Genomic DNA, 23,978 nt, shown 5'->3' on the forward strand with positions numbered 1-23,978 from the left:
CGCTAATGGAACTCCGCTAATGGAACACATCAGGCAACCTGCCAGGCAGCCGCTCAGGCCGCCCATTTACGTCCTGATCGTCGATGATGTGCAGAACAACATCACTGCGCTGGAAGCTTCGCTCGCGCGGCCGGACATTTCGGTGCTCGCGGCCAGCTCGGGTCCGGCGGCGCTCGAGCTTTTGCTCAAGCACGAAGTCGCGCTCGCCATTCTCGATGTCAACATGCCCGGCATGGATGGCTTCGAATTGGCCGAACTCATGCGCGGCAGTCCGCGTACGGCGCATGTGCCGATCATCTTCCTGACGGCGACCGCGCAGGACACCGGGCGCACGTTTCGCGGATACGAAGCGGGCGCGGTGGACTTCCTGTACAAGCCGTACGACTCGCGGATCCTGAATTCGAAGGTGGATGTATTCATCCAGATCGAGAAGCAGAAGCAGCAGCTCGCCACGCAACTGGCGACGGTGCAGCAACTCCTCGATGCCAACGAAATGCTCATGGCGGTGCTCGGCCACGATCTGCGTACGCCTTTGTCGGCGGTGATTGCATCGGCGGAATATCTTGCGCGGTTCGTGCCGGATGAAAACGTCGCGAATATCGGCACGCGTATCAAGAGCAGTGGCATGCGGATGGTGCGCATGGTCGACCAGCTGCTCAATCTGGCGCGGCTGCGTGGCGGGCGCGTGACGCTGCAGCCTCGGGCCGTGGAGTTGATGACGCTGGCGAAGAATATCGTTGAAGAATACGAAGCGCGGGTGGGTAAGGGACGCATCTTCATTTTCCGCGATGGCGACACGCTGCTGCAGGGCGATGGCGATCTGTTGTCGCAAGTGTTTTCGAATTTGATCGGCAACGCGTTGACGCACGGACGCGAAGGGTCGGCTATTCAGGTGCGCCTGAACGGCGATGCTCCCGACGACGTCCTGATCAGTGTGCAAAACGCAGGCGAGATTCCCGTCGATGTATTGCCGACCATTTTCGCGCCGTATCGGTCGGGGCGGCCGCAGCAGGAAACGGGCGGGCTTGGACTGGGGCTTTACATCACGCGCGAGATTGCGCAGATGCACGGAGGCCGAGTGGAAGTACGCTCCGACGCAGAGAGCGGCACGGTATTCGAAGTGACGTTACCGCGCGAAGCGGTCGCGCGGCGGGGGAGTAGCGACATATCCGAAGGTGCTCAGCCGTTTCGTTTGGGGTGAAGGCGTAGCGGCGCTTTGGTCGCGGCTTCGTGCTGGATGATCTCGATAATCCCATGCGCACTGCCGGTTTTGCCGGTCTTGTCTAAAATGCGGCCTGATGGCGTTTGCCGGGGCGTGCTTTTGGCACTCATCTGGCGGCGTGGCGAATCGGCACTAATCGGGAGAAGCAAGCATGCCAAGTCCAGACCTGGATGTTCGAATAGAAACGTATTACGTGCACCTGAAGGGCTTGGTGCAAGGAGTGGGATTCCGCCATGCGACCGTGCGCCGGGCGCATGCGCTAGGTGTGCGCGGCTGGGTGGCCAATCTGGAGGACGGAACGGTTGAAGCCATGATCCAGGGACCGGCGAATCAAGTCGACCTGATGCTTGAATGGCTGCGCCGAGGGCCGCCGCATGCGCGCGTCACGGATCTCGTCAGCGAAGAGCGGTATATCGAGAAGCGGTTCGAACGGTTTGAGCAGCATTGAAGGGGTTGTTGTGAGTGGAACCTGAACGAGTTTCGGCTCTGTATTTCCTAAGTTGAACGCCTTTGAGCCAGTACAAAATACTATTTCGCCAGCTGTCGGAAAATCTCGAATCTTGACCTCAGGGTGTGACGGCGCCAGGCTACGAAAGCTGGTTGCAAGAACCTTCGGGGGGCCTTCCCGGAACGTACGGGTCTACTCAATTGGGCACAGAATCATCCGGGATTCTGAGGCAGTGGTAGCGCAGTGTAAAAAGTCGCGCTAGTCCCCGACTACCTTCGTGCTAAGGGGGTGTTCCGCCTGCCGTTTTCCAGCTATCAAAGGGTCCCAATCTCGGGGCCCTTTGCATTTGTATCTCTAAAGGCCGTTACGACCGAATAGTAGAATTCGCGAGTACTCCGGTCGACCATGGGCTCCAACACTACACTTCCGTTTCCGCCTTTGACCACAATGGGTTTGTGTTTCCCCGCGTGCTGGCGAACTCACAATGGATCTTGGCGCGACGAGTCAATACCCGTGCGACAAACGCTGATACAGCTGTCACGTTGCCCGGAGAGAGCGCTTTTGTGGACAGCTTGATCTCCTTCCAGTGTCCCTCCAGGATATCCGCGATGGTGACTCCAGTGCTCGCCCAGCAGCAGATATACCGGTCTGTTTTCGAAGGTGTGGCCGGGCGCAATCGTTTTGGGTAGTCCGCAAAAAATAGAGCCGCCGCGTGAATGTTCGATTGTCCATAGCGCGTTTGGCATGCCTGGACGGGGCCACCAAGATGACAACACAATGGACTGGCGTAGCAGTGGACGTGACCGTACCAACGCGTAAAGATTAGGTATGAAAATTGGTCTTGCGAAGTGGCGTTCATCGTCCATTGATTGTTCTTCAAAGACGTGAACGAAGTTTTCGGTCTTATCGGTGAAGCCGGGAAAGTTGGTTTATCAGATTAACATATCAGTAAGGCATGCTGAGCATTGATCTGAAGAATTTCACGCGACTCGATTTTTGACATTTCTTCGCGTCGCCGGCCAGTCCTACGCGCGGCTTGCGCCATCCATCGTGTGGCGTCGTGGCAGTTGCCAGAATCAAAAACGGCAGCGCATCAAGGCTTCAAACAAGCCTCAATGCGCTGCCTTCAATTCCGGCCGCACATCCATTGCGAGATAACGAATCTCGTTACTTTGCCACCAGCAAACTCTCGGCAAATCCCCATTCGTCGTCCAGCCACTGCCTCGTAAATTCGAACCCTGCATCCGCGGCTAACGGCCCGACCTCCCCGGCGAGATATTTATGGCTGCTCTCTGTCCAGATCGTCTCGCCCTGAAGGAATTCCACGGTCAATTCCGCCGCGCGAATCGTTGCCTTCACCGGGCGCTTCGCACGCAAGTGCATTTCCACACTGCGAGCGTCGGGATTGAAGCGCGCCACGTGCTCGAACGCGTCCAGCGGAATGTCCGCGTCCAGTTCGCGGTTGATCCGTGCAAGCAAATTGAGGTTAAACGCGGCCGTCACGCCAATCGGATCGTCGTACGCCGGAATCAGCACTTCCAGCGGCTTGAGCAAATCCATTCCGAGCAGCAACGAATCGCCCGGTTTGAGCATGCCGCGAATCGATTTTAAAAATCGCGTAGCCGCCAGCCGCGCAAAATTTCCAATCGTGCTGCCGAGAAACAGGACGAGCAACACTTCTCCGTCCTTCCGGTTGGCACTGACTTCCGCCAGCCCCGCCAGATAATCGCGCTCGTAGCCCACAATCGAAATCCGTTCAATATCGCCCAACTCCCGCCGGCACAATTGCAATGCAGTTGGCGAAATTTCGATCGGACAGTATTCGGTCGGCCGCTTCTTGCACAGCGCCTCCAGGATTCGCCGCGTCTTACGGCCGCTGCCGCTGCCGAGCTCGGCAACAGTCACATTGCGCGGCAACGCGGCCACGATATCGGCGGCATGCGCATTCAATACGCGCTCTTCTGCACGCGTTACGCCGTATTCCGGCAACGCGGTGATGACTTCGAACAAGGCGGAGCCGACTTCGTCATACAAATACATCGATGGCAATTCTTTTTGCGGCGCGTGCGTGAGGCCGTCGTGTACGGCTGCGGCAAACGGGGAGGAAAAGCGCGGCGACTGAACGGCCTGCGTCGTGGCTTGAGGCATGAGGCGTCTCCATGTTGCCGTGGCGCAGTGCGCCCGGCGGGTTATCCATGACGGAGAATTACGCGCGTCGAAAAAGACCTGACGAAAATGGTCGATCGGCGATCCGGCGTGACGGCCGTGACAGGCGCCGCGCAACCGGGGAGCGAAGTATCCGGGTGAGCAAGAAGCGCGCACGGCGCCGCCATTTCATGATTCAAGGTCGCGCATTGTCACGATAGTCGTGATGTCTGTGCGTCCCGAACCCCATCAATTCATGCCCTGTCCGGACAGCAAATTTCGCGTGGTGATCGACTGTACCGGTGTCTTCGCGATCACGCTCAAGCCATCCGGGAAAAGGTCATTTTCGCAATAAATACGCGATAACCACGCAATAACTACCCGTCGCCGGGTTGCTTTTTACACGCGTCGTGTGAACGCCATGGGGCAGTGGTTGCATGAAGCAAGTGCTGCATAAGCCTCAGCTATGCCCGCAGTCCTATGTGGCCTTGTTTCCCTGCACTGGCGCGGTGCTTGCTTTCTATTCCCGATCACGTTGCAGCGCATCGCTAGAAAATCGCCTCGCGCTGCCCTCGCCGTTCTCTCTCCAGTGCCCGATTCATGACCGACTCCGCTAGTCCCGATCCCGTGATCGCACGTCTCGACGACACGGGTGCGTACAGCGTCCCGGCGCCGGTCCAGCAGCCAGACCCCTTGATGCCCGCCGACAAGCCGTTCGGTTTTCATGGCGCCATTCCGGCCGCGCCCGAGCCCGCTTCCGAGCCCGGTTCTGAGCCGGAAAGCGCGCCAGCAACGGATCACCAGCCCGACAACACGCCGCCCCTTTCGCTCGATTCCGGCGGGTTTTTCCTGAGTGTGCTGAACGGCAGCACGGACTGCATCAAGATCCTGCGGCTCGACGGAACCCTCGAATTCATGAACGCCAACGGCATCTGCCTGATGGAAATCGATGACTTCGCGCCGCTCAAGGGCAAGTCGTGGGCATCTCTGTGGCCGGAGGAATCGCGGCATCTGCTGATCGGAGCAATGGACGGCGCCCGGCAAGGCCGGCATTCGCGTTTCGAAGCGCCTTGCCCGACAGCGAAAGGTACGCCGAAATACTGGGACATCTCGGTGTCGCCGGTGACCGGACCCGGCGGAGTGGAGTGGTTTGTCTCCATCTCCCGCGATATCACCGAGCGCGTGCTCGGCGTGCGTTCACTCGACGCCGCGCTGCAAGAGCAAAAGCGCTTGAGCGAAGCATTGGAAAAGCATCGGGAGACATTGGAGGAACGCATTGAAGAGGCGTCCAGGGCATTAGGGGCGATCGAAGCGGAACAGCGCGAAACGGCTGCTGCGCTGGCGCAATCGCAGAAAATGGAAGCCGTCGGCAAGCTGACCGGCGGCGTAGCCCACGATTTCAACAATGTGCTGCAGGTGATTGGCGGAAACCTGCAACTCGCCGTGCAGGAATCGAATGGCAACGAAGCCCTGACGCGGCGCCTCACCAGCGCGCATGAAGCGGTCGAGCGCGGCGCGAAGCTCGCATCGCAATTACTGGCATTCGCGCGCCGGCAACCGCTTGAACCCGTGGCGCTCGATATTTCGCGTTTGCTGCGCAGTTCCGACGACATGCTGCGCCGCGTGCTCGGCGAAACCATCGAACTGGAAACGGTGGTGTCGGGCGGCCTTTGGAACACGCTTGCCGACCCGAATCATTTGCAGAACGTGATCGTGAATCTGGCGATCAACGCCCGCGATGCGATGGACGGCGCGGGGCGCCTGACCATCGAAGCGGGCAACGCGATGCTCGATGACGAATACACGCGCTATCACGAGGACCTGGCGAGCGGCCAGTACGTGATGGTTGCCGTCTCCGATACGGGTTGCGGCATGACGCCGGAAACCCTTGCGCGCGTCTTCGAGCCGTTCTATACGACCAAGCCTGAAGGCCGCGGCACTGGCCTGGGCTTGAGCATGGCGTACGGCTTCATGAAACAAACCGGCGGCCACATCAAGCTCTATAGCGAGCCGGGCCACGGTACGACGGTCAAGCTGTATCTGCCGCGATCGATGGAAGATGAGGCCGTGCGCGTGGAAGCCGCGAACGATCCGGTGACGGGCGGCACGGAAACAATCCTGGTGGTCGAGGACGATCCGAACGTTCGCGCGACCGCCGTGGACATGCTGACCCAGCTGGGTTACCAGGTGCTGAAAGCCGTGGATGCCCAGAGCGCGCTGAGTGTGCTGGAGAGCGGCGTGCACGTCGATTTGCTGTTCAGCGACGTCGTGATGCCGGGACCCATGCGCAGCGTCGAACTGGCCCGGCGCGCGAAGGAAATGCTACCGGCGCTCGAAGTGTTGTTTACATCGGGATATACCGAAAACGCGATCGTGCATGGCGGCCGGCTCGATCCGGGCGTGGCGCTGATCAGCAAGCCGTATCGGCGCGATGCGCTGGCGCGCAAGGTGCGCTGGATGTTCCGCACGCGGGTGTATGAAGCGCCCGATATGCCGGACGCGCCCGACGTGCAGCCCGAGTCTCAACCGCTGCGCGTGCTGATCGTAGAGGACGACGCCAACACTCGCGAAGCAACGCGCGAGCTCCTGGAATTGCTCGACGCCAACGTGGTGTCGGTGGACAGCGCGCAGGCCGCACTCGACGTGATCGCGCAGCAATTGTTCGATGTCCTGCTCACCGACGTCCGCATGCCCGGCATGTCGGGCCTCGACCTGGCGCGCGCGATGAAGCGCGTGCAGCCGCGCGTGCGTGTGGTGCTGGCGTCGGGTTACGGGACGAGTCTTGCGGCCGAGCTTGGCGACGAGTTAAGCGGCGCGACCTTGCTGCCGAAGCCATTCAACTTCGATGAACTCGAACAGGCGGTGTTCAGGAAGCCATGACGGCTTCGGGCACGCGGGCAGTCTGCAAAGCCGGGCCGCAACCCGCACGGATGGGTTCGGCCATTGGAATGACAATCCGCACGATGAGGCCGCCGTCTGACGCGTTGCCGATATCGCAGCGGCCGCCGAGTTCCTGCGCGAGGCGTCCTACGATGGCGAGTCCCAGCCCGCAATGACCATCGCCCGCTCGCGCCGGGTCCAGGCGGACAAACGGCTTGCGGGCATCGTCCAGACGCTCGGGCGGAATGCCATTGCCGTAGTCGCGGACCGTGATGAACCACTCGCCGTTGCGCTTGCCCGTGGTGATATCGACGGGCGGAGCGCCGTGTTCCAGCGCGTTGTCGACCAGATTGGTCACCAGTCGATCCAGCAAGGTACGCGGCAACTGGAACGCATTACCCGCGGCCAGGTCGAGGCGGAACAGCGGGGTGTCTCCTGCTTCGTCCTGCGCAAACTGCTCTGCAAGAAAATCGTCGACGTTGATCGCCGGCCCGCTCGTCGGCACGTTGGCCGCGAACTCCAGGAACTGCTGCACGATGCGCGTCAACGAGTCGATATCGCCAATGAAATGCGCGCGCTCAGCGTCGTCCTGGACCAGCACACTCGCCCGCAATTTCAGGCGCGTGAGCGGCGCTTTCAGGTCGTGCGCGATGCCGGCCAGCATCACGGCTTTCTCGTCGTCGGCGTCGTTGATTCGCCGCATCATCTGGTTGAACGCGCGGATCAGGTCGCGCAGCTCACGCGGTCCGCGCTCGTCAACCGGGACCGGCCGCTCGCCCGCGCCGAACTGACGCGCGCCTTGCGCCACGCGCGACAACGGCCGCTGCAATTGCCACGCCGCGACCAGTGAAAGGATCACGGCGGCCAGCAACATTCCCACCGATTCAATCATGATGGGCGGTGCAGGCGGCAGGTCGACCGGCGTCACAATCCAGTTCGGACTGTTCGGATAACGGACCCAGAGACGCTGCGCGTGCTTGGGACCATCGACGGCGAGCCGGGTGCCCGGCGGCAACACGTTCCTTAATTCACGCAGCAAATGCACGACGGGACCGTTGTCAGGCTCGCGCAACGTGATGCCTTCCGGCAGGTTCGATGACAACACCAATTGCACGCTCAACGCGGGCGCGAGCCGCACGCCCTCGCGCGCGTCGTCATTGGCTGCGGCAAGTACCAGCATCAAGCCGCGCGCATAACCTTCGGCATCGTGATGCGGCCGCTGCACGGTGATCACCGCGAACCAGCAAGCCTGCACGGCAAACAGCACGACCAGCGAAATAAGCGCCATGCGCCCGAACAGCGTGTTGAACGGATTGCCGCGACCTGACCGGCCGCTATTCCAGACGCGTGGGTTGCTGCGCGAATCGTGATCCCGCGCCGTGCCGAAAAGTTTCATACCGTTGATGCGCGATCAGGCGCGGAGGGTGCCGGCATGGGAGGCGCCGATTGCTCCGCCGAGTTCATATTGCGCGCACCGTCGGGATCGGGAATGAAGACATAACCCTGGCCGCGCACCGTCTGCACATGACGCGGGCTGGCCGGATCTTCCTCAATAATCCGGCGCAAGCGCCAGATGGGCACGTCGAGGCTGCGATCGCTGAACGTGCTGTCGTCGCGATGCACGAGATCGTGGATAAGAACGCGCGACAACACTTTGTACGGATGCCGCACCAGCACTTTGAGCAACGCGAATTCGCTGTCGCGCAGCGGAATGCGCTCGTTGTCGCTCACCAGCGCACGCGTCACGAAGTCCAACTCGAAGCGGCCGAAGCGTTCGCTCGCGCGGGCTTCCGGCCGCGCCGTCGATGCGGGCGCGCGCCGCCGCAACACGGTGTCGATGCGGGCAAGCAGTTCGCGCGGATCGAAGGGTTTGGCGAGGTAATCGTCGGCGCCGAGTTCCAGCCCTTCCACCTTGTCCGTCACGCTGTCGCGTGCGGTCACGAAGATCACGGGGATGTCGTCACCGGCGGCACGCACCTGGCGAAGCGCAGCGATGCCGTCCAGGTTCGGCATCATGATGTCGAGCACCACGATGGACGGACGTGCATATTCCAGCCGCCCGCGCAGGTCGGTGCCGTCATGCAGGACGGAAACGTCGAGTCCGCGCGCTTTCAGGAAGCGGCTCAGGAGGTCGCACACCGCGAGGTCGTCGTCGACGATCAATACAGAGGTAGTCATGGTGAAATTTTAGCTGGCATAGGAAAACTACGGTTTTTCATCGGCTCAAAGATCGTTACCGATTCTTACCCGAAACTGCCGCAAAAATGACCGGCGGCACCGGCTTGAAAAGCCCGTGCGCGTTGGCCCGGGCGGCCAAGCGCTTTGATCAGGAGATTTGAGCGATCGCTTGCCGTGCAATTCGATGAAAGAAGCGGAAAGGAATCGGTATCGCGAAAAGGCGCTTTGGCGTCTTAGAATGAATCGCATGACCCATCATGTCCTTCTCGTCGACGACGACCCCGTAGTGCGCGACCTCGTTCGCGAATACCTGCAAGGCAACGGCCTGGCAGTCTCGGTGCTGCACGACGGTACAGGCCTTAAACGACGTCTTGACGTCGAGCGGCCGTCAATTGTGGTGCTCGACGTGATGATGCCCGAGCAGGATGGCATCAGTGCATTGCGCGAACTGCGGGCGGCCGGCGACGACATCCCGGTGATCTTCCTGACAGCGCGTTCCGATGTTATCGATCGCGTGATCGGCCTTGAGCTGGGCGCCGACGATTACCTCGCCAAACCTTTCGATCCACGTGAATTGCTTGCGCGCATCCGCACGGTGCTGAGACGTCGCGACGCGGCGTCGCCCGGCGCGCCGGAGGACCGGCCGCCTTATCGATTCGGCCCCTACGAAGTCGATTTCGCCGCGCGCGAGCTCCGTCACAACGGCGAGCGTGTGCCATTACGTTCCGGCGAATTCGCGACGCTGAAGATCTTCGTGAAGAACGAAATGGTCGTACTCACGCGCGCTCAGTTGAACGAGAAGCTGCGTGGTCAGGCCGGAACGTACAGGGACCGTAGCCTGGATGTGTCGATATGGCGGCTGAGGCGCTTGCTGGAGGCCGATCCATCGGACCCGCGTTATGTCCAGACGGTCTGGGGACAGGGTTATATCTTCGTGCCGCACGGCGAGACCGGCGCGGTGGAACGGGCTATCCGCCGGGCATCGACTGAAGCGTGATGAACGCGGGCGCACGGGTACCAAACAGCACCCGAAGATGTATCCGCTGAAATGATCCGTTACCAACTGCATCAGTTATTTCTTCTGTACCCGCATAAGATCGGTTCCATAGTCCCGACCACGGGATCTGGAGAACTCAAATGAAACGCGTAGCTGCAGTGTTGGTGTTGGCCGGAAGTCTTGCCATGTCGGGTCAGGCGTCCGCACACGGGGGTGGCGGGGACGGTGGCGCGGTTGTCGGCGCATTGCTGGGCGGCGCGGTGATTGGCGCATTGGTCGGGTCCGCCGTGGCTCAGCCGACGTACGCACAACCTGTCTATGCCCAGCCGGTGTATCAACCGGTCTACGCGCAACCTGTTTATGCACAGCCGGTCTACGCCCAGCCGGGCCCGCCCCCGGGATACTGCTACGACAGCTATCGCCGCGCTTATGTACCGTGCGGTCCGCAACCGCAGGCAGGTTATTACCAGCAACAAGGCTGGTAAGACCGAACTACCTCGAATCGAAAACCGGGCTGGCAAGCCCGGTTTTTTGTTTTGTGCGTTTCGGATCAGACTATGTGTTGCGCAAAAGCTGGTCAAAAAGCTGGCTCAAGGTCACAAGTACTGCTGCCGTCCAAACCTTGAAATGCCCGCCAGGCAAGCGTTACCGGCCATCGAATAGCCGCTTGTGCGGCATGCCCCTTGCACTAGCTTAAGAGCGAGCGTTGCGACAAAAGTCCTGCGCAACGCACTCAACGGTATTTCAAGGAGGCTGCAATGAAAAACGTAACCAAGAAGCTTTTGGTGTCTGCGCTCGTGCTGGGTCTGTCGGGCGGCGTGGGCAGTGTTTACGCGCAGGCCGGCGGCGGGGGAGGCGGAGCGGGTGGTGGCGCAGGCGGCGGATCGGGAGGTGGTTCAGCGGGTGGAGGTTCGGCCGGCGGCGCGGGGGTGGGCGGCGGCGGTGGGAATGCTGGCAGCTCCAACGGAGCGGGAATGAGCAATGCGCCCGGAGGCAACGCGGTCGGTGGCGGGATGGGCACAGGCACAGGCGCCACGCCTAACATGAAGAGCAATGGTTCCAGCGCAAATAGCAACTCGACCACATCGCCAAATGGGAGTGGGACAATGTCGAAGCCGCAGTAACGGGGTTGGATGTCTCGCTTGTTCTCAGGTTTAGCGCTCACGGGTTCTGCTAGTTGTTAGTCTGTTAGCTGTTGCTTGCTAACTGCTGGCAGAACTGCCCGCCCGCAAAACCGACCAACCCCGGCGCGAGCGAGCGCAACCTTGGAGCTTTGACGCTTTGCACTCTTCGGATTCCGCCGGACTCGACTTGCCATTGCCGCTGCGCAATTTCGCCGCGACCCGGCGAATGCTGCTGGTCGTGCTGGCGGCATCGATCCTCTTTCCGATCGTGTTTTTGCTCGGCTACGGTTATTACGATTATCAGCGCCGCATGACCGAATCGAATGACATCGCCGACCGCGTCGCGCGTGTCGCCGATGAACAAGCGGTCAAGGTACTCGATCTCAACCGCGAAATCTCCACGCGTATTGTGGAAATGCTCGCCGACAGCAACGACGCCCAGATCACCGCGAACCAGAAAGCCATCCATGACCGCCTGAGCGTGATCGGCGACTCGTTTGATCAGGTGGCAGGCATCACCATCTTTGGCGTGAAAGGCGAGATGCTCGCCAGCAACCGCTATTTCCCCGTGCCGTCCGTGTCAATCGCGAATCGCGACGACTTTACTTCGGCTCGCTCCATCCGCCCGGACCCGTATTTTTCACTGCCGCTCCTTGGCAGCATCCAGCAAGAAAATGTGTTTACCACCAGCGTCGGCCGTAGCCTGAACGACGGCCACTTTGCGGGCGTCGTGTCGATCGCGCTCAAACGCGATTATTTCGCGGGTTTCTATCGCGATCTGTCGAATGGTGAACCGGGCATGAGCGTCGGCTTGTTCCGGCGCGACGGCGGCATTCTCGTGCGCGAGCCGCCGAGCCGTCCCGGCATCACCCACGCTCGCGACACGGCGTTCACCAGCGCCATGCGCAACAACGAACTATTCGGCCGCATCCGGATTCGCTCAAGCGTTGATGGTGTGGAACGCGTGGTGGCGTTTCGCCGTGCGGGGGATTACCCGCTCTATGTGACAAGCGCGATTCCGACCGATGCGATTTTCGCGGAGTGGCGCAAGCACTACTCGCTGATCGCCGTGATCACGGCGGCGCCGTGCGTCGCGGTCTGGCTGCTCGTGTTGTTTTCGTTGCACCAGTTGCGGGCGCAACAGGCCGCATGGGAGCGATGGCAGGCGGAGGTTGCCATGCGGCTTTCGGCTGAAGCATCCAGCCGGCAATTGCGGCGCATGGGCGCGCTCGGCAATCTGGTGGCGAACGTCGCGCACGATTTCAACAACTTGCTGATGGTGGTATCGGCGAATATGGAGCTCGCGCGGCGCAAGAATTTCAACGGGCTGGAACGGGAAGTCCTGGCCGTGGAGCGCGCGACCGCCGGTGCTGAAGCGCTCGCCAGACGCTTGCTCAGTGTCGCGCGCAAGCAGCCGCTCAAGCAGGAGCCGATCGACCTCGCTGTCTGGCTGCCCGCGGCGACCGGGCTGATCGAAACGGCGGCCGGCGAGAAGGTCCAGGTGAAGGTGCAGGTGTCGCCGGACATGTGGCAGGTTCGTGCGGACGCTACCGAACTTGAGTTCGCGATCATCAATATTGCCGTGAATGCCCGCGATGCAATGCCGCGCGGCGGCCGTTTCGTGATCCGCAGCCAGAACGTTCGCGTGACGGCCGACAATGTTTTACCCGACGGCGAGTACGCGCTGCTTGCTTTCACCGACAGTGGCGAGGGCATGACGGAGTTGACCGCGCGGCGCGCATTCGAACCCCTGTTCACGACCAAGCTGAGCGGCTCAGGAACGGGTTTGGGGTTGGCGCAAGTGCTGGCGGCAAGTGAGCAGGCGGGCGGCACGGCGCGCCTTGACAGCGTGCCGGGCCGTGGCACGACCGTGCGGCTTTATCTGCCCCGATACCACGTTCCGTCCACCGGGACTGCGCCGGAAGTCGCGGCTCTCACGCCAGATTCACCGGACAATGCTGCGCCGGCGCCGGTACATCCCGGTTCGATCTTGCTGGTAGAAGACAACGAGGAAGTGGCGGCGGGCGTGGCGGCGGTGCTCGCTACGTTTGGCTGCGACGTACGCCACGAGCTCACCGCCGATAAAGCCTTCGACCTGCTCAGCGAAGGCAGTCGCTTTGACCTGGTGTTGTCGGATATACAAATGCCCGGCCGGCTTAACGGCATCGACCTGGCTGAGAAAGTACGTGGCGCCTGGCCCACGCAGCGGATCGCGCTGATGACCGGTTATGCCGATGAATTCGAGCGCGCGCGCCACACCGGGGTAACGATTCTCGCGAAACCATTCAATATCGACGAGTTGCGGGAACTGGTGCTGCGTTGACTCGTTAGCTCGTCAATCTATCAACTCATCGATGCTCTGTTCAGCGCGAAAAAATCGCTGAGAACCTCAGAGATGCGCCACATGGGACAGGGACGGCGGCAATGGCCGTCGTAACCTGCTTCCTGCAACACCGCAACCGGATCTTCCGGCAGGAAATTGCTGAACGCGAGCAGCAGCGTGCCGGCGTGGCTCGGGTTATCGCTGAGTTTGCGCACGAAACCGGCGTGCTCGCCGGTCGCGAGGCGCGTATCGATCATCAATGCCTGCGGATGCCAGTCTTCAATCAGGAGCGTGAGCGCTTCCACATCCTTTACGTGCTGCGCCGCCAGCCCTTTCAACCCAAGCAGCAGCACAAACGACTCGCCGATCATGGGGTCGCGATGCGCAATCACGACCCGCTGCTCAGGCATGCGGGTGGGCAGGCGCTTGGGATGCCATAAAGCGAACTGATCGTGATCCGCTTCGAAGGGGCGTCGTGTCACGAATTCCTCGAAAATGAGGCGATCGGTTAGCCAACCGGGGACGCTTCGGGGAATCGAAAGCGGGCGGTCTGGAAGGCAACCGTATTAGGGCTTAGCCGCGGGAGCGCGACTTTACTAATCTTTGCTTGTTTAGTGCCCGATGAAAATCAGGCGTGTCCTGTATGAGGGGAGCAAAAAGCGGTCCGCGCGACGCGTGGAGGCGCGCCGAGCGAACAAGCAAGTATTAAGAAGGTATTCAGGTGCGAGGACTGCGCGCGAAAGCTGCCAATCAGTCGCCGGCTGTTTGCGCGCCGGCGTCGGTGTCAGCAGCAGTGCCGGAGCCGAATTCCGGGGCGAATGCCTTGGCTCGCAGGCTGATCTTCTCCGCGTAGGCTTTCGAGCCGCCGTAGCTCTTTAGTGCCGCGCCCACGTCGCCGCGAGCGGACTGGACATAACCGTGCAGGATCGCCGATCCGGCTTCGATATTCGCCTTCGCTTCGGTCAGGTCGATATTACGCACAAGTTGTTTGTGCGCGGCCGGCACGACCTGCATCAGCCCGGTTGCGCCATTGGAGCCGCGGGCTTTTTCCTTGAAACGGGATTCAACGGAGATGATGGCGAGGAGGAGAGCGGGAGGAAGCGAGTATTTCGATGCTGCCGACATGACAGCGGATGAAATCTGCTCCGCTTTCGCCCGTGCGACGCCGAACTTTTCGGAGATCAGCCGGGAGACCTGGTGCGTGGCTTCGACGCTGGCGTCACTGGCCGCGGCATCTTGCTGGGCGGCCTCTGGAGCGCGCTCCTGGGCCACCGCGCCTTGCATCGGTCCTAGCGTTGCGCCTAGCGTCAGCGCAGCAAGCAAGAGGAGTCTGCTCATGGGAAGTGGCCTTGGGAGGGAAGGTCGCATTATACAGACGAGAAAAATCCTTGCAAATCATGTGTTTGCTTCGGCTGTAGAGCAAGTCTGCGCGCGTTTGCCCGAAATTTGCGGACCCGCCGGCGTGCTTAGGAACTCTCTATCGGGGCGGCCGCGTGGGCGAGCGGCCGGACGCAGTCGCGCCCTGCGGCCTTCGCTTTGTAGAGCTGCTGGTCGGCGGTGCCGAGCAACCCGTACACGCCGGCGAGACCCGGCGGCGACGCCGTCGCGCAGCCTATGCTCACGGTCACCACCCCAAGCGCGCTCGCCCGATGAGGAATTGCGCAGGCCAGCACATGCTGCCGGATCGTTTCGGCAATATGCTGCGCGCCTTCCAGGGGTGTATCGGACAGCAGCACGACGAATTCTTCGCCGCCGTAGCGCGCGGGGATATCGCCCGGACGGCGCACGGTCGTGGCAATGCTGTGCGCCACCGTGGCGAGCGCGTGGTCGCCGAGCGCGTGGCCGTAGGTGTCGTTGTAGGCCTTGAAATAATCCACGTCGATGAACAACACCGACAACGGTGTACCCGCCCGGCGGCCGCGGCGCCATTCGTCGTCCATGCGTTCGTCGAAGGCGCGCCGGTTCGGCAGGCCGGTGAGCGCGTCGGTGCCGGCCAGCCGGACGAGTTCCTCCTGCGCGCGGGCGCGTTCGCGCAGCGACAGCGCAAGCAGCCACGACACCGCGACGAAACTCAAGCCCGACAGCAATGTTAGCGCCCCGACGATCCGGCTGCGTTCGCGCCACGGCGCCAGTACTTCGTCCTCAGCAGGGGCCACGGCGGCGATGAACGGTGTTCCCGGCACATGCGAAAACGTGTAAAGGCGGCGCACGCCATCGACGGGAGAGGTCGCCGCGTACGACCCCGACGCGGCGTTCGTCATGCGCGAAAAAGTGGGCGAAACGGCGACGTTGCGCCCGATCACGTCGTGGCGAAAAGGCTTGCGGGCGATCATTGTGCCGTCCTGATGGACGATGAAGATCGATCCTTGGGCGCCTACGTTGAGCTTGTCCAGCAACGAGTCGAAATACGCGACGTTCAACGCAAGCAGCGCGATGCCGGCGAACGAGCCGTCGAGTGCGTTGATCCGCCGGCTCATGCCGATGGTCGGCGTCCCGCGCAAACGCGACGCAAACGGATGCGAGAAAAACAGGCCGGTCGAGGGGCTGCGCTGCTGCGCGTAGAAATATTCGCGGTCGGCGAACGAGCCCGGCGAGAGAGGGATGTCCTTGCTTACTGCCGTGACCTTGCCGTGCGCGTCGAGCACGTAGGCGCCAGTGATGTAGGCAGCGGAGGTCGCCCGGTCGAAGAGGATCTGCCGGCGCAAGGCGGGCGGAAGTCCCATCATGGCCGGATTTTCCGCGCCTTCGACCATTGCGTTGAGCGACAGATTGTAGATTTCGACATTGCGGGCGAGGTCGCTGCTGATTATGGCGACGAGATTCGCCGATGTATCGTGGGCGTGGTCGAGCACGCCCTGGCGCCCCTGATACAACGTAACGAGCGACACGCTCGCCATCAATACCGCGGCCACGGTGCCGGCTACGCCCGCAAGCAACGGATGGTGCGACAGCGTGCTCGCCATGCCGACCGCAGTCCAGCGCGACCGGATGCGACGCTTCCTCAGAACCGTGGCGGGCGGCGCGTCAGCTTTCATCGCGGACGGCCGTCATGCACGAGCAGCACGGGGCGCCGTGCTGCGCTGGGCACGCACGGTCAGACGACGGCATGGAGTTCGGGTTCGGCATCGTGCGGCAGATTGGATCGGGAGGTTAGTCACGTCTGACGGGCTGGCCGCATTGTATCGGCTCGAACTTTCGTTCTTGCTTTCGTTTTCGTTTCACGCAGTCAGGAAGAGTCCCTTCGCGCCGCCGGGGAAAGATTACGATTTCATTTCAATCGTGATAGTCTCCGTCCGTCTTTGGGGAGTAGCCGGCTTCCATTTACTGGAAGCGCTCATGTCAACACGCTTGGTTCGATCGAACCGTGGCATGAGCAACCGTTCAGCTTTTGGTTGGCAAGACCATCGATGCATCGGAGAGACCGGTCGGGCTCACCGCTGCATCGCATGTTCTCGCCCGACCTGAATGCCTTAACGACAACTCCACCTCTCCATGAATATCGCTTCTACTCTCCTGCTCGCCTTCGCCATGTCGACGGACGCCTTCGCCGCTGCAGTCGGCAAGGGCGCCACGCTACATCGTCCGCGGATGCGCGAAGCGCTTCGCACCGGCCTGATCTTTGGCGTGATTGAAGCCATCACGCCGCTGGTCGGCTGGGCGCTCGGCAAGGCCGCTGCGCCGTATGTGGCCTCGTGGGATCACTGGATTGCGTTTGGCTTGCTGCTCGTGCTCGGCGTACGCATGATCAGCGCGGGTCTGCGCACGCCCACGCCGGAAGTCGAGAAGCCCGATAGCCACAGTTTCTGGCTGCTGGCGATCACCGGATTCGCGACGAGTATCGACGCAATGGCAGTGGGTGCGGGACTCGCTTTCATCGATGTGAATATTCTCTCGACGGCTGCGACCATCGGACTCGCGACGCTGATCATGGTGACCTTGGGCGTGATGGTCGGACGTTTTCTCGGCAAGGCTGTTGGGCAGCGAGCGGAAATTGCGGGCGGGGTGGTTCTGGTTGTTATCGGCTCGGTGATCCTGGCCGAGCATCTTGGCTACATGAGTTGAGCGCGCTTCTATTTGTGTCAGCGAGCGCTTACCCGGCGCCAAGCATCCGGTCGTTGAGCGCTTGCTGTTCGCGGCTTTGCGTGAGAATCCATCGATGAAAAGCGCGGCAGTGCGGCTGGTCGAAACTGCTCGCTTGCCACGTCAGGAAATAAGGCGAGGGCAGCGCAACGCCGACCGGAAACGGCAACACGAGGCGGCCCGCGCTGAGGCCATCAACGATCATCGATGTCTGCGCCAGCACGAACCCATGGCCTTCAATGGCAGCTTGTATCGCAAGTCCCGACAACGAGAACACCAGGCGATTGCTGCGCACGTCCTCGGGACACTCAATGCCGTGCGTTGCAAACCATTCGCTCCACGATGGCGGCGAGGAGAACTTGGGAAACCAGTCTATCGATAGCAACGGATAAGCGAGGATCTGGTCCAGCTTGACGAGCGGTTTGGTGGTACCAAGCAACCGCGGGCTGCACACAGGCACGACACTGTCACGAAAGAGTTCGACCGTCGTGCCCGCATGATTCATCCGCTCGCCGTAGGTAATGCGGAAGTCAATCTCGGGGCCATCGGGCGACGGCTCCGAATGCGTGCCGTCCAGATATACATCCAGTTCCGGATGCGTGTTTTGCCACTCGTAGATGCGCGGTGCCAGCCACTTCGACAACAGCGAGGGCAACGCGCTCACGCTGAGGCTGCGCCTGTTCCTGACACGTTCAATCTCGGCGCCGGCCACGCGCAGGCTTTCGAACGCCGCTGCGCAGGTCTCGTGATAACGCACGCCTGCGGCTGTCAGGCGAAGGCGCTTGCCTTCTTTTGCCAGCAGCCGCATGCCCAATGAATCTTCCAAAAGCTTGATTTGCTGGCTGACCGCGCCCGGCGAAACGCCAAGCCGGCGCGCTGTCTCGACCACTCCCCCGCAACGGCCCAGGGTATCGAATACCTGCAACGCACGCAGTGGCGGAAGTGTGTCCATGGTGAGCGGCTGGGCCTAAGTCGTTTTAGAAATTCTAAACGATGCCAAAGCTTTAGCCCTCTGTTCTTTTCAATTTTGAGTTCCTAAGCTGAGTCCCAAGGGATGAGCGGGTGAGCAGTCGCAACGGCTGGCATCGGAATAGAACGGAGAGGGCAATGTTCTTAAGAAACGCGTGGTACGTGGCGGCATGGAGCAGCGAAATTGGCGACGGCCTGTGTCCAGTAACGCTGCTGGGCGAGCCAGTGGTCTTGTATCGCAAACCTGACGGCGGGGTGGCCGCGCTGGAAGATGCTTGCCCGCATCGGAAGCTGCCTTTGTCGATGGGACGCCTGCAGGACGGCCAGATTGAATGCGGTTACCACGGCCTTACATTCGATTGCTCGGGAACCTGCGTGCGGGCACCGGGCATGACGAAGGTTCCACCGGCCGCACGCGTTCGAAGCTACCCCGTTGAAGAGCGCTACGGCCTGGTCTGGATCTGGATGGGCGCGCCGGAGCAGGCGAATGCGGACACTATTTTCGCGGTCGAGGAATGGAACGATCCTGCGTGGGGCATGAACCAGGGCGATGCAATGACCGTCGCGTGCAACTATCTTTATGTGACGGACAACCTGCTTGATCCGTCGCATGTCGCGTGGGTTCATCCGTCTTCGTTCGGCAACGCGGCGTGCGAATCGGAGCCGCTGAAGACGTCGGTGACGGATGACGGCGTCGTCGTGTCGCGCTGGATGCGAGACGTGGATGTGGCGCCGTTCTATGCGCGCTTCGTGAAGTTCTCGGGACGCTGCGATCGCAAGCAGCATTACGAAGTCCGGTTTCCATCGCACGCGATTATCAAGGCCGTGTTCACACCCGCAGGCACGGGGTCCGACGAAGGCCCGCTGCACGAGCAAGTCTTCCTGATGAACTCGTACAACTTCATGACGCCAATCGATGAATCGAACACGCGCTATTTCTGGTTCCAGATGCGCAACTTCGATCAACGCGATGAAAACGTATCGCGTCAATTCAACGAGGACGTTCGTCATGCATTCGAAGAGGATCGCGTGATCCTGACCGCGGTTCATGCGGGTATGGCGAACAAACGAACGCCTAATCTCGACCTGCCGCTCGACGCCGGGCCGTTGCGCTTTCGACGCAGCCTGCAACGGCTGATCGAAGCGGAGACGCGGGCGCCCGAATCTGAACCTGCCGCGCTCGACACCGTCCGATAGTCATGCAAGAGGCAACTGAACCGCGAGCGTTCAAGCGGATGCGCATTGTTGACGTACAGCGCGAAAGCAGCGTCATCAAATCGTTCGTGCTGGAAGCGGAGGACGGTGGATTGCTGCCGGCTTTCCTGCCGGGCCAATTTGTCCAGGTGCGTATTACTGGCGCCGACGGGCAGCGCTTGCTGCGGCATTACAGCTTGTCCGGCGATCCTGCCGAACGCACTCGGTGGCGTATTTCGGTCAAGCATCAACTGGCGCCGGCAGACAGGGGCGAGCTGCCGGATGGCTTGGTGTCGGGTTATCTGCATGGGGTTGTCGAGGCAGGCGTTACGCTTGATGTTGCCGGTCCGGCCGGTGCGTTCGTACTCGATGAGCTGAGCGATCGTCCCGTTGTGTTGTTAAGCGGTGGCGTTGGCGTGACGCCGATGCTCAGCATGTTGCATCGCCTGTGTGCGACGTCGCGGCGTCGGGTCTATTTCATACACGCATGTGAAAACGGCGAGGTGCACGCGTTCCGGGATGAAGTCGTGCACCTGCAGGCGAGCAGGGAGGGCGTACAGACGCATGTCTGTTATCGCACGCCTGAACCATCGGACGTCGCTGATCAGCGCTTTCACAGCCACGGCTTGATTACGCGCGAGACCCTCCAACGCGTGTTGCCGCTCGACGACTACGACGTTTATCTGTGCGGACCTACGCACTTCATGCAGGCGAACTCCCGGTTACTTCGAAGTCTCGGTGTCGATAAAGCCCGTATCCAGCATGAGTTCTTTGGACCTTCCTCAGTGCTTGAGCTGGACGAGGTCGACGGGTCGTCATCGCCCGAACCTTCCGTTGCATTGGACGCCTCCGTGCCCGCAGTTCATTTCATGCCTTCCGGCAAGACTGTTGCATGGGATCCGTCATGTCATTCATTGCTGGACTTCGCCGAAGCCGCCGGCTTTTCGCCGCCGTTCAGTTGTCGCGCAGGATTGTGCGGGTGTTGTGCCAGTCAGTTGATAGACGGCACGGTCGAGTACTTTGAGCAACCGCTCGATGAGCCGCGCGAGGGCGAAGTGCTGTTGTGTTGTGCAAGACCATCAACTGCCATCACCCTGCAAATTGCTTAGCAAAGCGAATTAATCCGTCAGCGGCGGCTATATATTTTGGAAAGAGAACATGAACCGGCATTTCATCGAAACCCCAGGCTTTACCGCTCAGCGCGAACGTTTTCTTGAAGCCGCGCGGGCTGCTGGCGCTGAACTCACGGAGTTCGAGCATCCGTTGCGCGGTCCCCGCCGTGAGTTGCTTGCTACCGACGTAGCCGTGATCGGCGATCCGCTTGCGCCCAAGCGGTTTATCGTCGTCTCCGGCACGCATGGCATTGAAGGCTATTACGGTTCCGAAGCGCAGATCGCATTGCTTCACTCCTTGCAAAAACGGGCGCTACCGGCGGACGTCTGCGTGGTCATGGTGCATCTGATCAATCCTTGGGGCACGGCCTGGTTGCGTCGGGTCAATGAAGACAACGTCGACCTTAACCGGAATTACATCGCGTTTAACGAGCCGCTGCCGGACAACGCACGCTATGAGGATTTTCATACCCTCTATTTGTGCCGCGACCTTGACGGTCCCGCTCGCCGCCGTGCCGACGAACGGCTCGCCGAAGAAATCGAAAGACTAGGTCGCGGCACGGTAATGAGCATTGTGGAGGCCGGGCAGTACGCGCATGCCGACGGCATCTTCTTCGGCGGTCAGCACGCCACCTGGAGCAACCAGACCCTGCGCGCCATCGCGAAGCGTTTTATGGAGGGTGCACGGACAGCAATGTGTTTCGATTTGCATACCGGGGCAGGGGCGTTCGGTCATGCCATGTTGATGGCGGTCGCGCAGGAAACCTACCCCGCACTCGCCAGGTCGCAGTCGGTTTTCGGCCCGTGGCTCTACACGGTCATCACCGGGCCTGCTGCAACAACCGATTCAGGAATCGCGGCGACGGCGACCGGCTACACGTCACAGGCGCTGCTCGATTCACTGCCCGGCACTGACTTGATGCAATTGGTTATCGAATGCGGGACCTATGACGGCGACCGTGGCCATCGCGCGCTAAGGGACGATCACTGGCTGCATTTATACGGCGATCCTGAAGACGAAACGGGGCGCCGGATCAAGATGGCGCTGGCGGAACATTTCTATCCCGCGGATCGGGATTGGCGCGAACTCACCCAGCTACGCACGCGGCAGATCTTTGAGCGTGGGCTGCTCGCTTTGCAGACAGCCTAGCTGACCACGGCATGCATCGAATCTACGTACAGCTATATCGCACAACCCGCTTTACAGGCGGTCTTATCAACCTTAGCCGGCAACGCATTCAACGATGCGGCTATTCAGTCGAACGAGAGCATTCATGAAAAAAGCACTGGCTGGTATGGCGGCAGGGTTGGCGATGTCACTCGCCGCGTTCTGCGTGCAAGCGAAAGACGCAGGCGAGCTTCGATTTGGCGTGGACCCGACCTATGCACCGTTTGAATCGAAGGCGCCGTCGGGGCAACTGGTCGGCTTCGAGATCGACCTGGGCAACGAAATCTGCAAGCGGCTCGATGTCAAATGCGTGTGGGTTGAAACAGGTTTCGACGGCATCATCCCGGCGCTTCAAGGCCGCAAGTTCGATGCCATTTTGTCGGCTATGTCGATCACCCCGAAGCGCGAGGAACAGGTGGCGTTTTCAGTGCCGTTGTTCGATACGCCCAGCCGGTTGATCGGGAAAGAGGGAGCGGATATCAAGCCGACGGTGGCATCGTTGACGGGCAAGAAAGTCGGGGTTGCGCAAGGCTCCACGCAAGAGGCTTACGCGAAAGTGCACTGGGCGCCGTCCGGGATCGATGTGGTGTCGTATGCGAATCAGGAGCAGGTGGTCACGGACCTGCTGGCCGGGCGTATTGACGTCACCCTGACGGACATGATTGCCGGCAGCGAGGGGTTTCTCAAGACACCGCGAGGCAAGGGTTTTGCGTTTGTCGGAGACCCCGTGAATGACGCGAAGACCTTGGGTAAGGGTGCAGGCATTGGCGTACGCAAGGACGATACTGCGCTGCGCACGAAACTCGATCACGCTATCGATTCGATGATGAAAGACGGAACGTATAAAAAGATCGAGAGTCGCTACTTTGACTTCGATATTTCGGGAAGTTGAACACGGTTGATGGAAGCGTCCAGCGGCTGGTTATCCGCCGGACGCCAACACGAATTGATAATCGCACCCGGTTTCAAAAGGTCCCGGGCAGCAGGATCTGATCGTCCACACGCCGGATGTCGGTGTGCCCGCAAAAGGCCATGGTGATGTCGAGCTCCTTGTGGATGACCTGCAAGCATCGCTCGACACCGGCCTCACCCATTGCGCCCAGCCCATATAGGAAACTGCGGCCGATCAGCGTGCCCTTCGCACCAAGCGCCACGGCTTTCAGCACGTCCTGTCCGCTGCGGATGCCACCATCCACCCACACTTCAATTCGATTTCCGACTTCGCTCGCAATCGCGGGTAGTGCGGAGATGGACGATGGCGCGCCGTCGAGCTGACGGCCGCCATGGTTCGAGACGATCATTGCGTCGGCCCCGCTGTCGGCGGCAAGACGCGCGTCTTCCACATCCATGATGCCCTTCAGGATGAGCTTGCCGCCCCACAGCTTCTTGACCCACTCGACATCTGCCCAGCTCAAGCCCGGATCGAATTGTTCGGCGGTCCACGAACTCAGCGATGAGAGATCACCCACCCCCTTTGCATGACCGACGATGTTCCCAAAACTGCGCCGCTTGGTGCCGAGCATGCCGAGACACCAGCGTGGTTTTGTTGCGAGATTCATGAGGTTCGGCAAGGTTAGCTTGGGCGGCGCCGACAGCCCGTTCTTGATGTCCTTGTGGCGCTGACCGAGGATCTGCAAGTCGAGCGTGAGCATCAACGCGCTGCACTTGGCGGCGCGTGCGCGCTCGATCAGCCGCACGATGAAATCGCGGTCGCGCATCATGTAAAGCTGGAACCAGAATGGTTTTGTGGTGTGCGCCGCTACGTCCTCGATCGAGCAGATGCTCATGGTGGACAAGGTGAACGGGACACCGAATTTTTCCGCCGCACGCGCGGCCAGGATCTCGCCGTCGGCATGTTGCATGCCGGTCAATCCCGTCGGGGCAAGCGCTACCGGCATGGCGACTTCCTGACCGACCATTTCCGTGCGTGTGCTGCGGCCCGCCATGTTGACCGCTACGCGCTGACGCAGCTTGATGGGGTGGAAGTCGCTTTCATTGGCCCGGTAGGTGCTCTCGGTCCACGAGCCGCTATCGGCGTAATCGTAGAACATGCGCGGGACGCGCCGTTGCGCGAGCACGCGCAAATCCTCGATGCAGGTAATCACTGGCACGTTTCTCTCTCGCTACGGGAACGGGAG

20 protein-coding genes and 1 riboswitch are annotated in these 23,978 nt (G+C 61.0%); of the genes, 12 read left to right on the forward strand and 8 right to left on the reverse strand.

The window, feature by feature from the left end; all coding sequences use genetic code 11:
* Window positions 1-19: 19 nt before the first annotated feature.
* Together ACMX25_RS20540 and ACMX25_RS20545 are read left to right on the forward strand one after the other, a co-directional pair.
* A complete protein-coding gene (locus ACMX25_RS20540) occupies window positions 20-1,201 on the forward strand; it encodes a hybrid sensor histidine kinase/response regulator (protein ID WP_414951906.1) in 1,182 nt (393 codons plus the stop codon).
* Between the two features lie 172 nt (window positions 1,202-1,373).
* Entirely contained in the window at window positions 1,374-1,670 is a 297-nt protein-coding gene (locus tag ACMX25_RS20545; RefSeq protein WP_414951907.1) for an acylphosphatase, read from the forward strand.
* Window positions 1,671-2,837: 1,167 nt separating this feature from the next.
* Here ACMX25_RS20545 and egtD read toward each other — a convergent pair.
* Entirely contained in the window at window positions 2,838-3,818 is a 981-nt protein-coding gene (gene egtD, locus ACMX25_RS20550; protein ID WP_414951908.1) for an L-histidine N(alpha)-methyltransferase, read from the reverse strand.
* Window positions 3,819-4,415: 597 nt separating this feature from the next.
* Between egtD and ACMX25_RS20555 the strand changes: the two genes are divergently transcribed.
* On the forward strand, window positions 4,416-6,695 hold the full coding sequence (locus ACMX25_RS20555; protein WP_414951909.1) for a hybrid sensor histidine kinase/response regulator: 2,280 nt from the start codon (window positions 4,416-4,418) through the stop codon (window positions 6,693-6,695).
* Here ACMX25_RS20555 and ACMX25_RS20560 read toward each other — a convergent pair.
* Together ACMX25_RS20560 and ACMX25_RS20565 are read right to left on the reverse strand one after the other, a co-directional pair.
* Window positions 6,682-7,983, reverse strand: coding sequence for an ATP-binding protein (locus ACMX25_RS20560; RefSeq protein WP_414951972.1), 1,302 nt, complete (start codon window positions 7,981-7,983; stop codon window positions 6,682-6,684). The genes ACMX25_RS20555 and ACMX25_RS20560 overlap by 14 nt on opposite strands.
* Window positions 7,984-8,087: 104 nt before the next feature.
* Window positions 8,088-8,873 (reverse strand): response regulator, encoded by a 786-nt coding sequence (locus ACMX25_RS20565; RefSeq protein ID WP_414951910.1) that lies wholly within the window; start codon window positions 8,871-8,873, stop codon window positions 8,088-8,090.
* 247 nt (window positions 8,874-9,120) lie between these two features.
* On the opposite strand from ACMX25_RS20565, the gene ACMX25_RS20570 reads away from it, so the two are divergent.
* From ACMX25_RS20570 to ACMX25_RS20585, 4 genes are all read left to right on the forward strand, one after another.
* Window positions 9,121-9,870: a response regulator gene (locus tag ACMX25_RS20570; protein WP_414951973.1), complete on the forward strand. Its 750-nt coding sequence runs from the start codon at window positions 9,121-9,123 to the stop codon at window positions 9,868-9,870.
* A 140-nt stretch (window positions 9,871-10,010) separates the two neighbouring features.
* The gene (locus tag ACMX25_RS20575) at window positions 10,011-10,355 is read left to right on the forward strand and encodes a hypothetical protein (protein ID WP_414951911.1); all 345 of its coding nucleotides are present in this window, start codon (window positions 10,011-10,013) and stop codon (window positions 10,353-10,355) included.
* Window positions 10,356-10,628: 273 nt separating this feature from the next.
* The gene (locus ACMX25_RS20580) at window positions 10,629-10,994 is read left to right on the forward strand and encodes a hypothetical protein (RefSeq protein WP_414951912.1); all 366 of its coding nucleotides are present in this window, start codon (window positions 10,629-10,631) and stop codon (window positions 10,992-10,994) included.
* Between the two features lie 157 nt (window positions 10,995-11,151).
* On the forward strand, window positions 11,152-13,317 hold the full coding sequence (locus ACMX25_RS20585; RefSeq protein WP_414951913.1) for a hybrid sensor histidine kinase/response regulator: 2,166 nt from the start codon (window positions 11,152-11,154) through the stop codon (window positions 13,315-13,317).
* A gap of 20 nt (window positions 13,318-13,337) precedes the next feature.
* Here the strand turns inward: ACMX25_RS20585 and ACMX25_RS20590 are convergent, their stop codons facing one another.
* The 3 genes from ACMX25_RS20590 to ACMX25_RS20600 form a co-directional block, all read right to left on the reverse strand.
* Window positions 13,338-13,799 (reverse strand): hypothetical protein, encoded by a 462-nt coding sequence (locus tag ACMX25_RS20590; protein WP_414951914.1) that lies wholly within the window; start codon window positions 13,797-13,799, stop codon window positions 13,338-13,340.
* A gap of 268 nt (window positions 13,800-14,067) precedes the next feature.
* A complete protein-coding gene (locus tag ACMX25_RS20595) occupies window positions 14,068-14,655 on the reverse strand; it encodes a transglycosylase SLT domain-containing protein (protein WP_414951915.1) in 588 nt (195 codons plus the stop codon).
* A 128-nt stretch (window positions 14,656-14,783) separates the two neighbouring features.
* Window positions 14,784-16,352: a sensor domain-containing diguanylate cyclase gene (locus ACMX25_RS20600; RefSeq protein WP_414951916.1), complete on the reverse strand. Its 1,569-nt coding sequence runs from the start codon at window positions 16,350-16,352 to the stop codon at window positions 14,784-14,786.
* Between the two features lie 254 nt (window positions 16,353-16,606).
* A riboswitch (yybP-ykoY riboswitch) is annotated at window positions 16,607-16,744 on the forward strand.
* A gap of 65 nt (window positions 16,745-16,809) precedes the next feature.
* On the opposite strand from ACMX25_RS20600, the gene mntP reads away from it, so the two are divergent.
* The gene (gene mntP, locus ACMX25_RS20605; protein WP_414951917.1) at window positions 16,810-17,379 is read left to right on the forward strand and encodes a manganese efflux pump MntP; all 570 of its coding nucleotides are present in this window, start codon (window positions 16,810-16,812) and stop codon (window positions 17,377-17,379) included.
* Between the two features lie 28 nt (window positions 17,380-17,407).
* Here the strand turns inward: mntP and ACMX25_RS20610 are convergent, their stop codons facing one another.
* Window positions 17,408-18,349, reverse strand: coding sequence for a LysR substrate-binding domain-containing protein (locus ACMX25_RS20610; RefSeq protein WP_414951918.1), 942 nt, complete (start codon window positions 18,347-18,349; stop codon window positions 17,408-17,410).
* A gap of 155 nt (window positions 18,350-18,504) precedes the next feature.
* Here ACMX25_RS20610 and ACMX25_RS20615 point away from each other — a divergent pair, with 155 nt between their 5' ends.
* The 4 genes from ACMX25_RS20615 to ACMX25_RS20630 all read left to right on the forward strand — a co-directional run bounded on the left by ACMX25_RS20615 (window position 18,505) and on the right by ACMX25_RS20630 (window position 22,732).
* Window positions 18,505-19,563: an aromatic ring-hydroxylating dioxygenase subunit alpha gene (locus tag ACMX25_RS20615; RefSeq protein WP_414951919.1), complete on the forward strand. Its 1,059-nt coding sequence runs from the start codon at window positions 18,505-18,507 to the stop codon at window positions 19,561-19,563.
* Between the two features lie 2 nt (window positions 19,564-19,565).
* The gene (locus ACMX25_RS20620; protein ID WP_414951920.1) at window positions 19,566-20,669 is read left to right on the forward strand and encodes a 2Fe-2S iron-sulfur cluster-binding protein; all 1,104 of its coding nucleotides are present in this window, start codon (window positions 19,566-19,568) and stop codon (window positions 20,667-20,669) included.
* 49 nt (window positions 20,670-20,718) lie between these two features.
* On the forward strand, window positions 20,719-21,822 hold the full coding sequence (locus tag ACMX25_RS20625; protein ID WP_414951921.1) for a DUF2817 domain-containing protein: 1,104 nt from the start codon (window positions 20,719-20,721) through the stop codon (window positions 21,820-21,822).
* Between the two features lie 124 nt (window positions 21,823-21,946).
* The gene (locus ACMX25_RS20630; protein ID WP_414951922.1) at window positions 21,947-22,732 is read left to right on the forward strand and encodes an ABC transporter substrate-binding protein; all 786 of its coding nucleotides are present in this window, start codon (window positions 21,947-21,949) and stop codon (window positions 22,730-22,732) included.
* A gap of 73 nt (window positions 22,733-22,805) precedes the next feature.
* On the opposite strand, the gene ACMX25_RS20635 is transcribed toward ACMX25_RS20630, so the two are convergent.
* Window positions 22,806-23,951, reverse strand: a complete 1,146-nt coding sequence (locus tag ACMX25_RS20635; protein ID WP_414951923.1) for an alpha-hydroxy acid oxidase — start codon at window positions 23,949-23,951, stop codon at window positions 22,806-22,808.
* Window positions 23,952-23,978: the final 27 nt, after the last annotated feature.

Origin of the sequence: Caballeronia eucalypticola (assembly GCF_047608185.1) — a bacterium.
In the GTDB taxonomy this organism is placed as follows: Bacteria; Pseudomonadota; Gammaproteobacteria; order Burkholderiales; family Burkholderiaceae; genus Caballeronia.

Bases quoted from the DNA above. Each gene is read 5' to 3' on its own strand.
- ACMX25_RS20555 (WP_414951909.1), top strand. From the start codon at position 4,416: ATGACCGACTCCGCTAGTCCCGATCCCGTGATCGCACGTCTCGACGAC.
- ACMX25_RS20540 (WP_414951906.1), top strand. From the start codon at position 20: ATGGAACACATCAGGCAACCTGCCAGGCAGCCGCTCAGGCCGCCCATT.
- ACMX25_RS20625 (WP_414951921.1), top strand. From the start codon at position 20,719: ATGAACCGGCATTTCATCGAAACCCCAGGCTTTACCGCTCAGCGCGAA.
- mntP (WP_414951917.1), top strand. From the start codon at position 16,810: ATGAATATCGCTTCTACTCTCCTGCTCGCCTTCGCCATGTCGACGGAC.
- ACMX25_RS20595 (WP_414951915.1), bottom strand. From the start codon at position 14,655: ATGAGCAGACTCCTCTTGCTTGCTGCGCTGACGCTAGGCGCAACGCTA.
- ACMX25_RS20580 (WP_414951912.1), top strand. From the start codon at position 10,629: ATGAAAAACGTAACCAAGAAGCTTTTGGTGTCTGCGCTCGTGCTGGGT.
- ACMX25_RS20570 (WP_414951973.1), top strand. From the start codon at position 9,121: ATGACCCATCATGTCCTTCTCGTCGACGACGACCCCGTAGTGCGCGAC.
- ACMX25_RS20600 (WP_414951916.1), bottom strand. From the start codon at position 16,352: ATGAAAGCTGACGCGCCGCCCGCCACGGTTCTGAGGAAGCGTCGCATC.
- ACMX25_RS20565 (WP_414951910.1), bottom strand. From the start codon at position 8,873: ATGACTACCTCTGTATTGATCGTCGACGACGACCTCGCGGTGTGCGAC.
- ACMX25_RS20560 (WP_414951972.1), bottom strand. From the start codon at position 7,983: ATGGCGCTTATTTCGCTGGTCGTGCTGTTTGCCGTGCAGGCTTGCTGG.
- ACMX25_RS20575 (WP_414951911.1), top strand. From the start codon at position 10,011: ATGAAACGCGTAGCTGCAGTGTTGGTGTTGGCCGGAAGTCTTGCCATG.
- ACMX25_RS20545 (WP_414951907.1), top strand. From the start codon at position 1,374: ATGCCAAGTCCAGACCTGGATGTTCGAATAGAAACGTATTACGTGCAC.
- ACMX25_RS20620 (WP_414951920.1), top strand. From the start codon at position 19,566: ATGCAAGAGGCAACTGAACCGCGAGCGTTCAAGCGGATGCGCATTGTT.
- ACMX25_RS20630 (WP_414951922.1), top strand. From the start codon at position 21,947: ATGAAAAAAGCACTGGCTGGTATGGCGGCAGGGTTGGCGATGTCACTC.
- ACMX25_RS20610 (WP_414951918.1), bottom strand. From the start codon at position 18,349: ATGGACACACTTCCGCCACTGCGTGCGTTGCAGGTATTCGATACCCTG.
- ACMX25_RS20615 (WP_414951919.1), top strand. From the start codon at position 18,505: ATGTTCTTAAGAAACGCGTGGTACGTGGCGGCATGGAGCAGCGAAATT.
- egtD (WP_414951908.1), bottom strand. From the start codon at position 3,818: ATGCCTCAAGCCACGACGCAGGCCGTTCAGTCGCCGCGCTTTTCCTCC.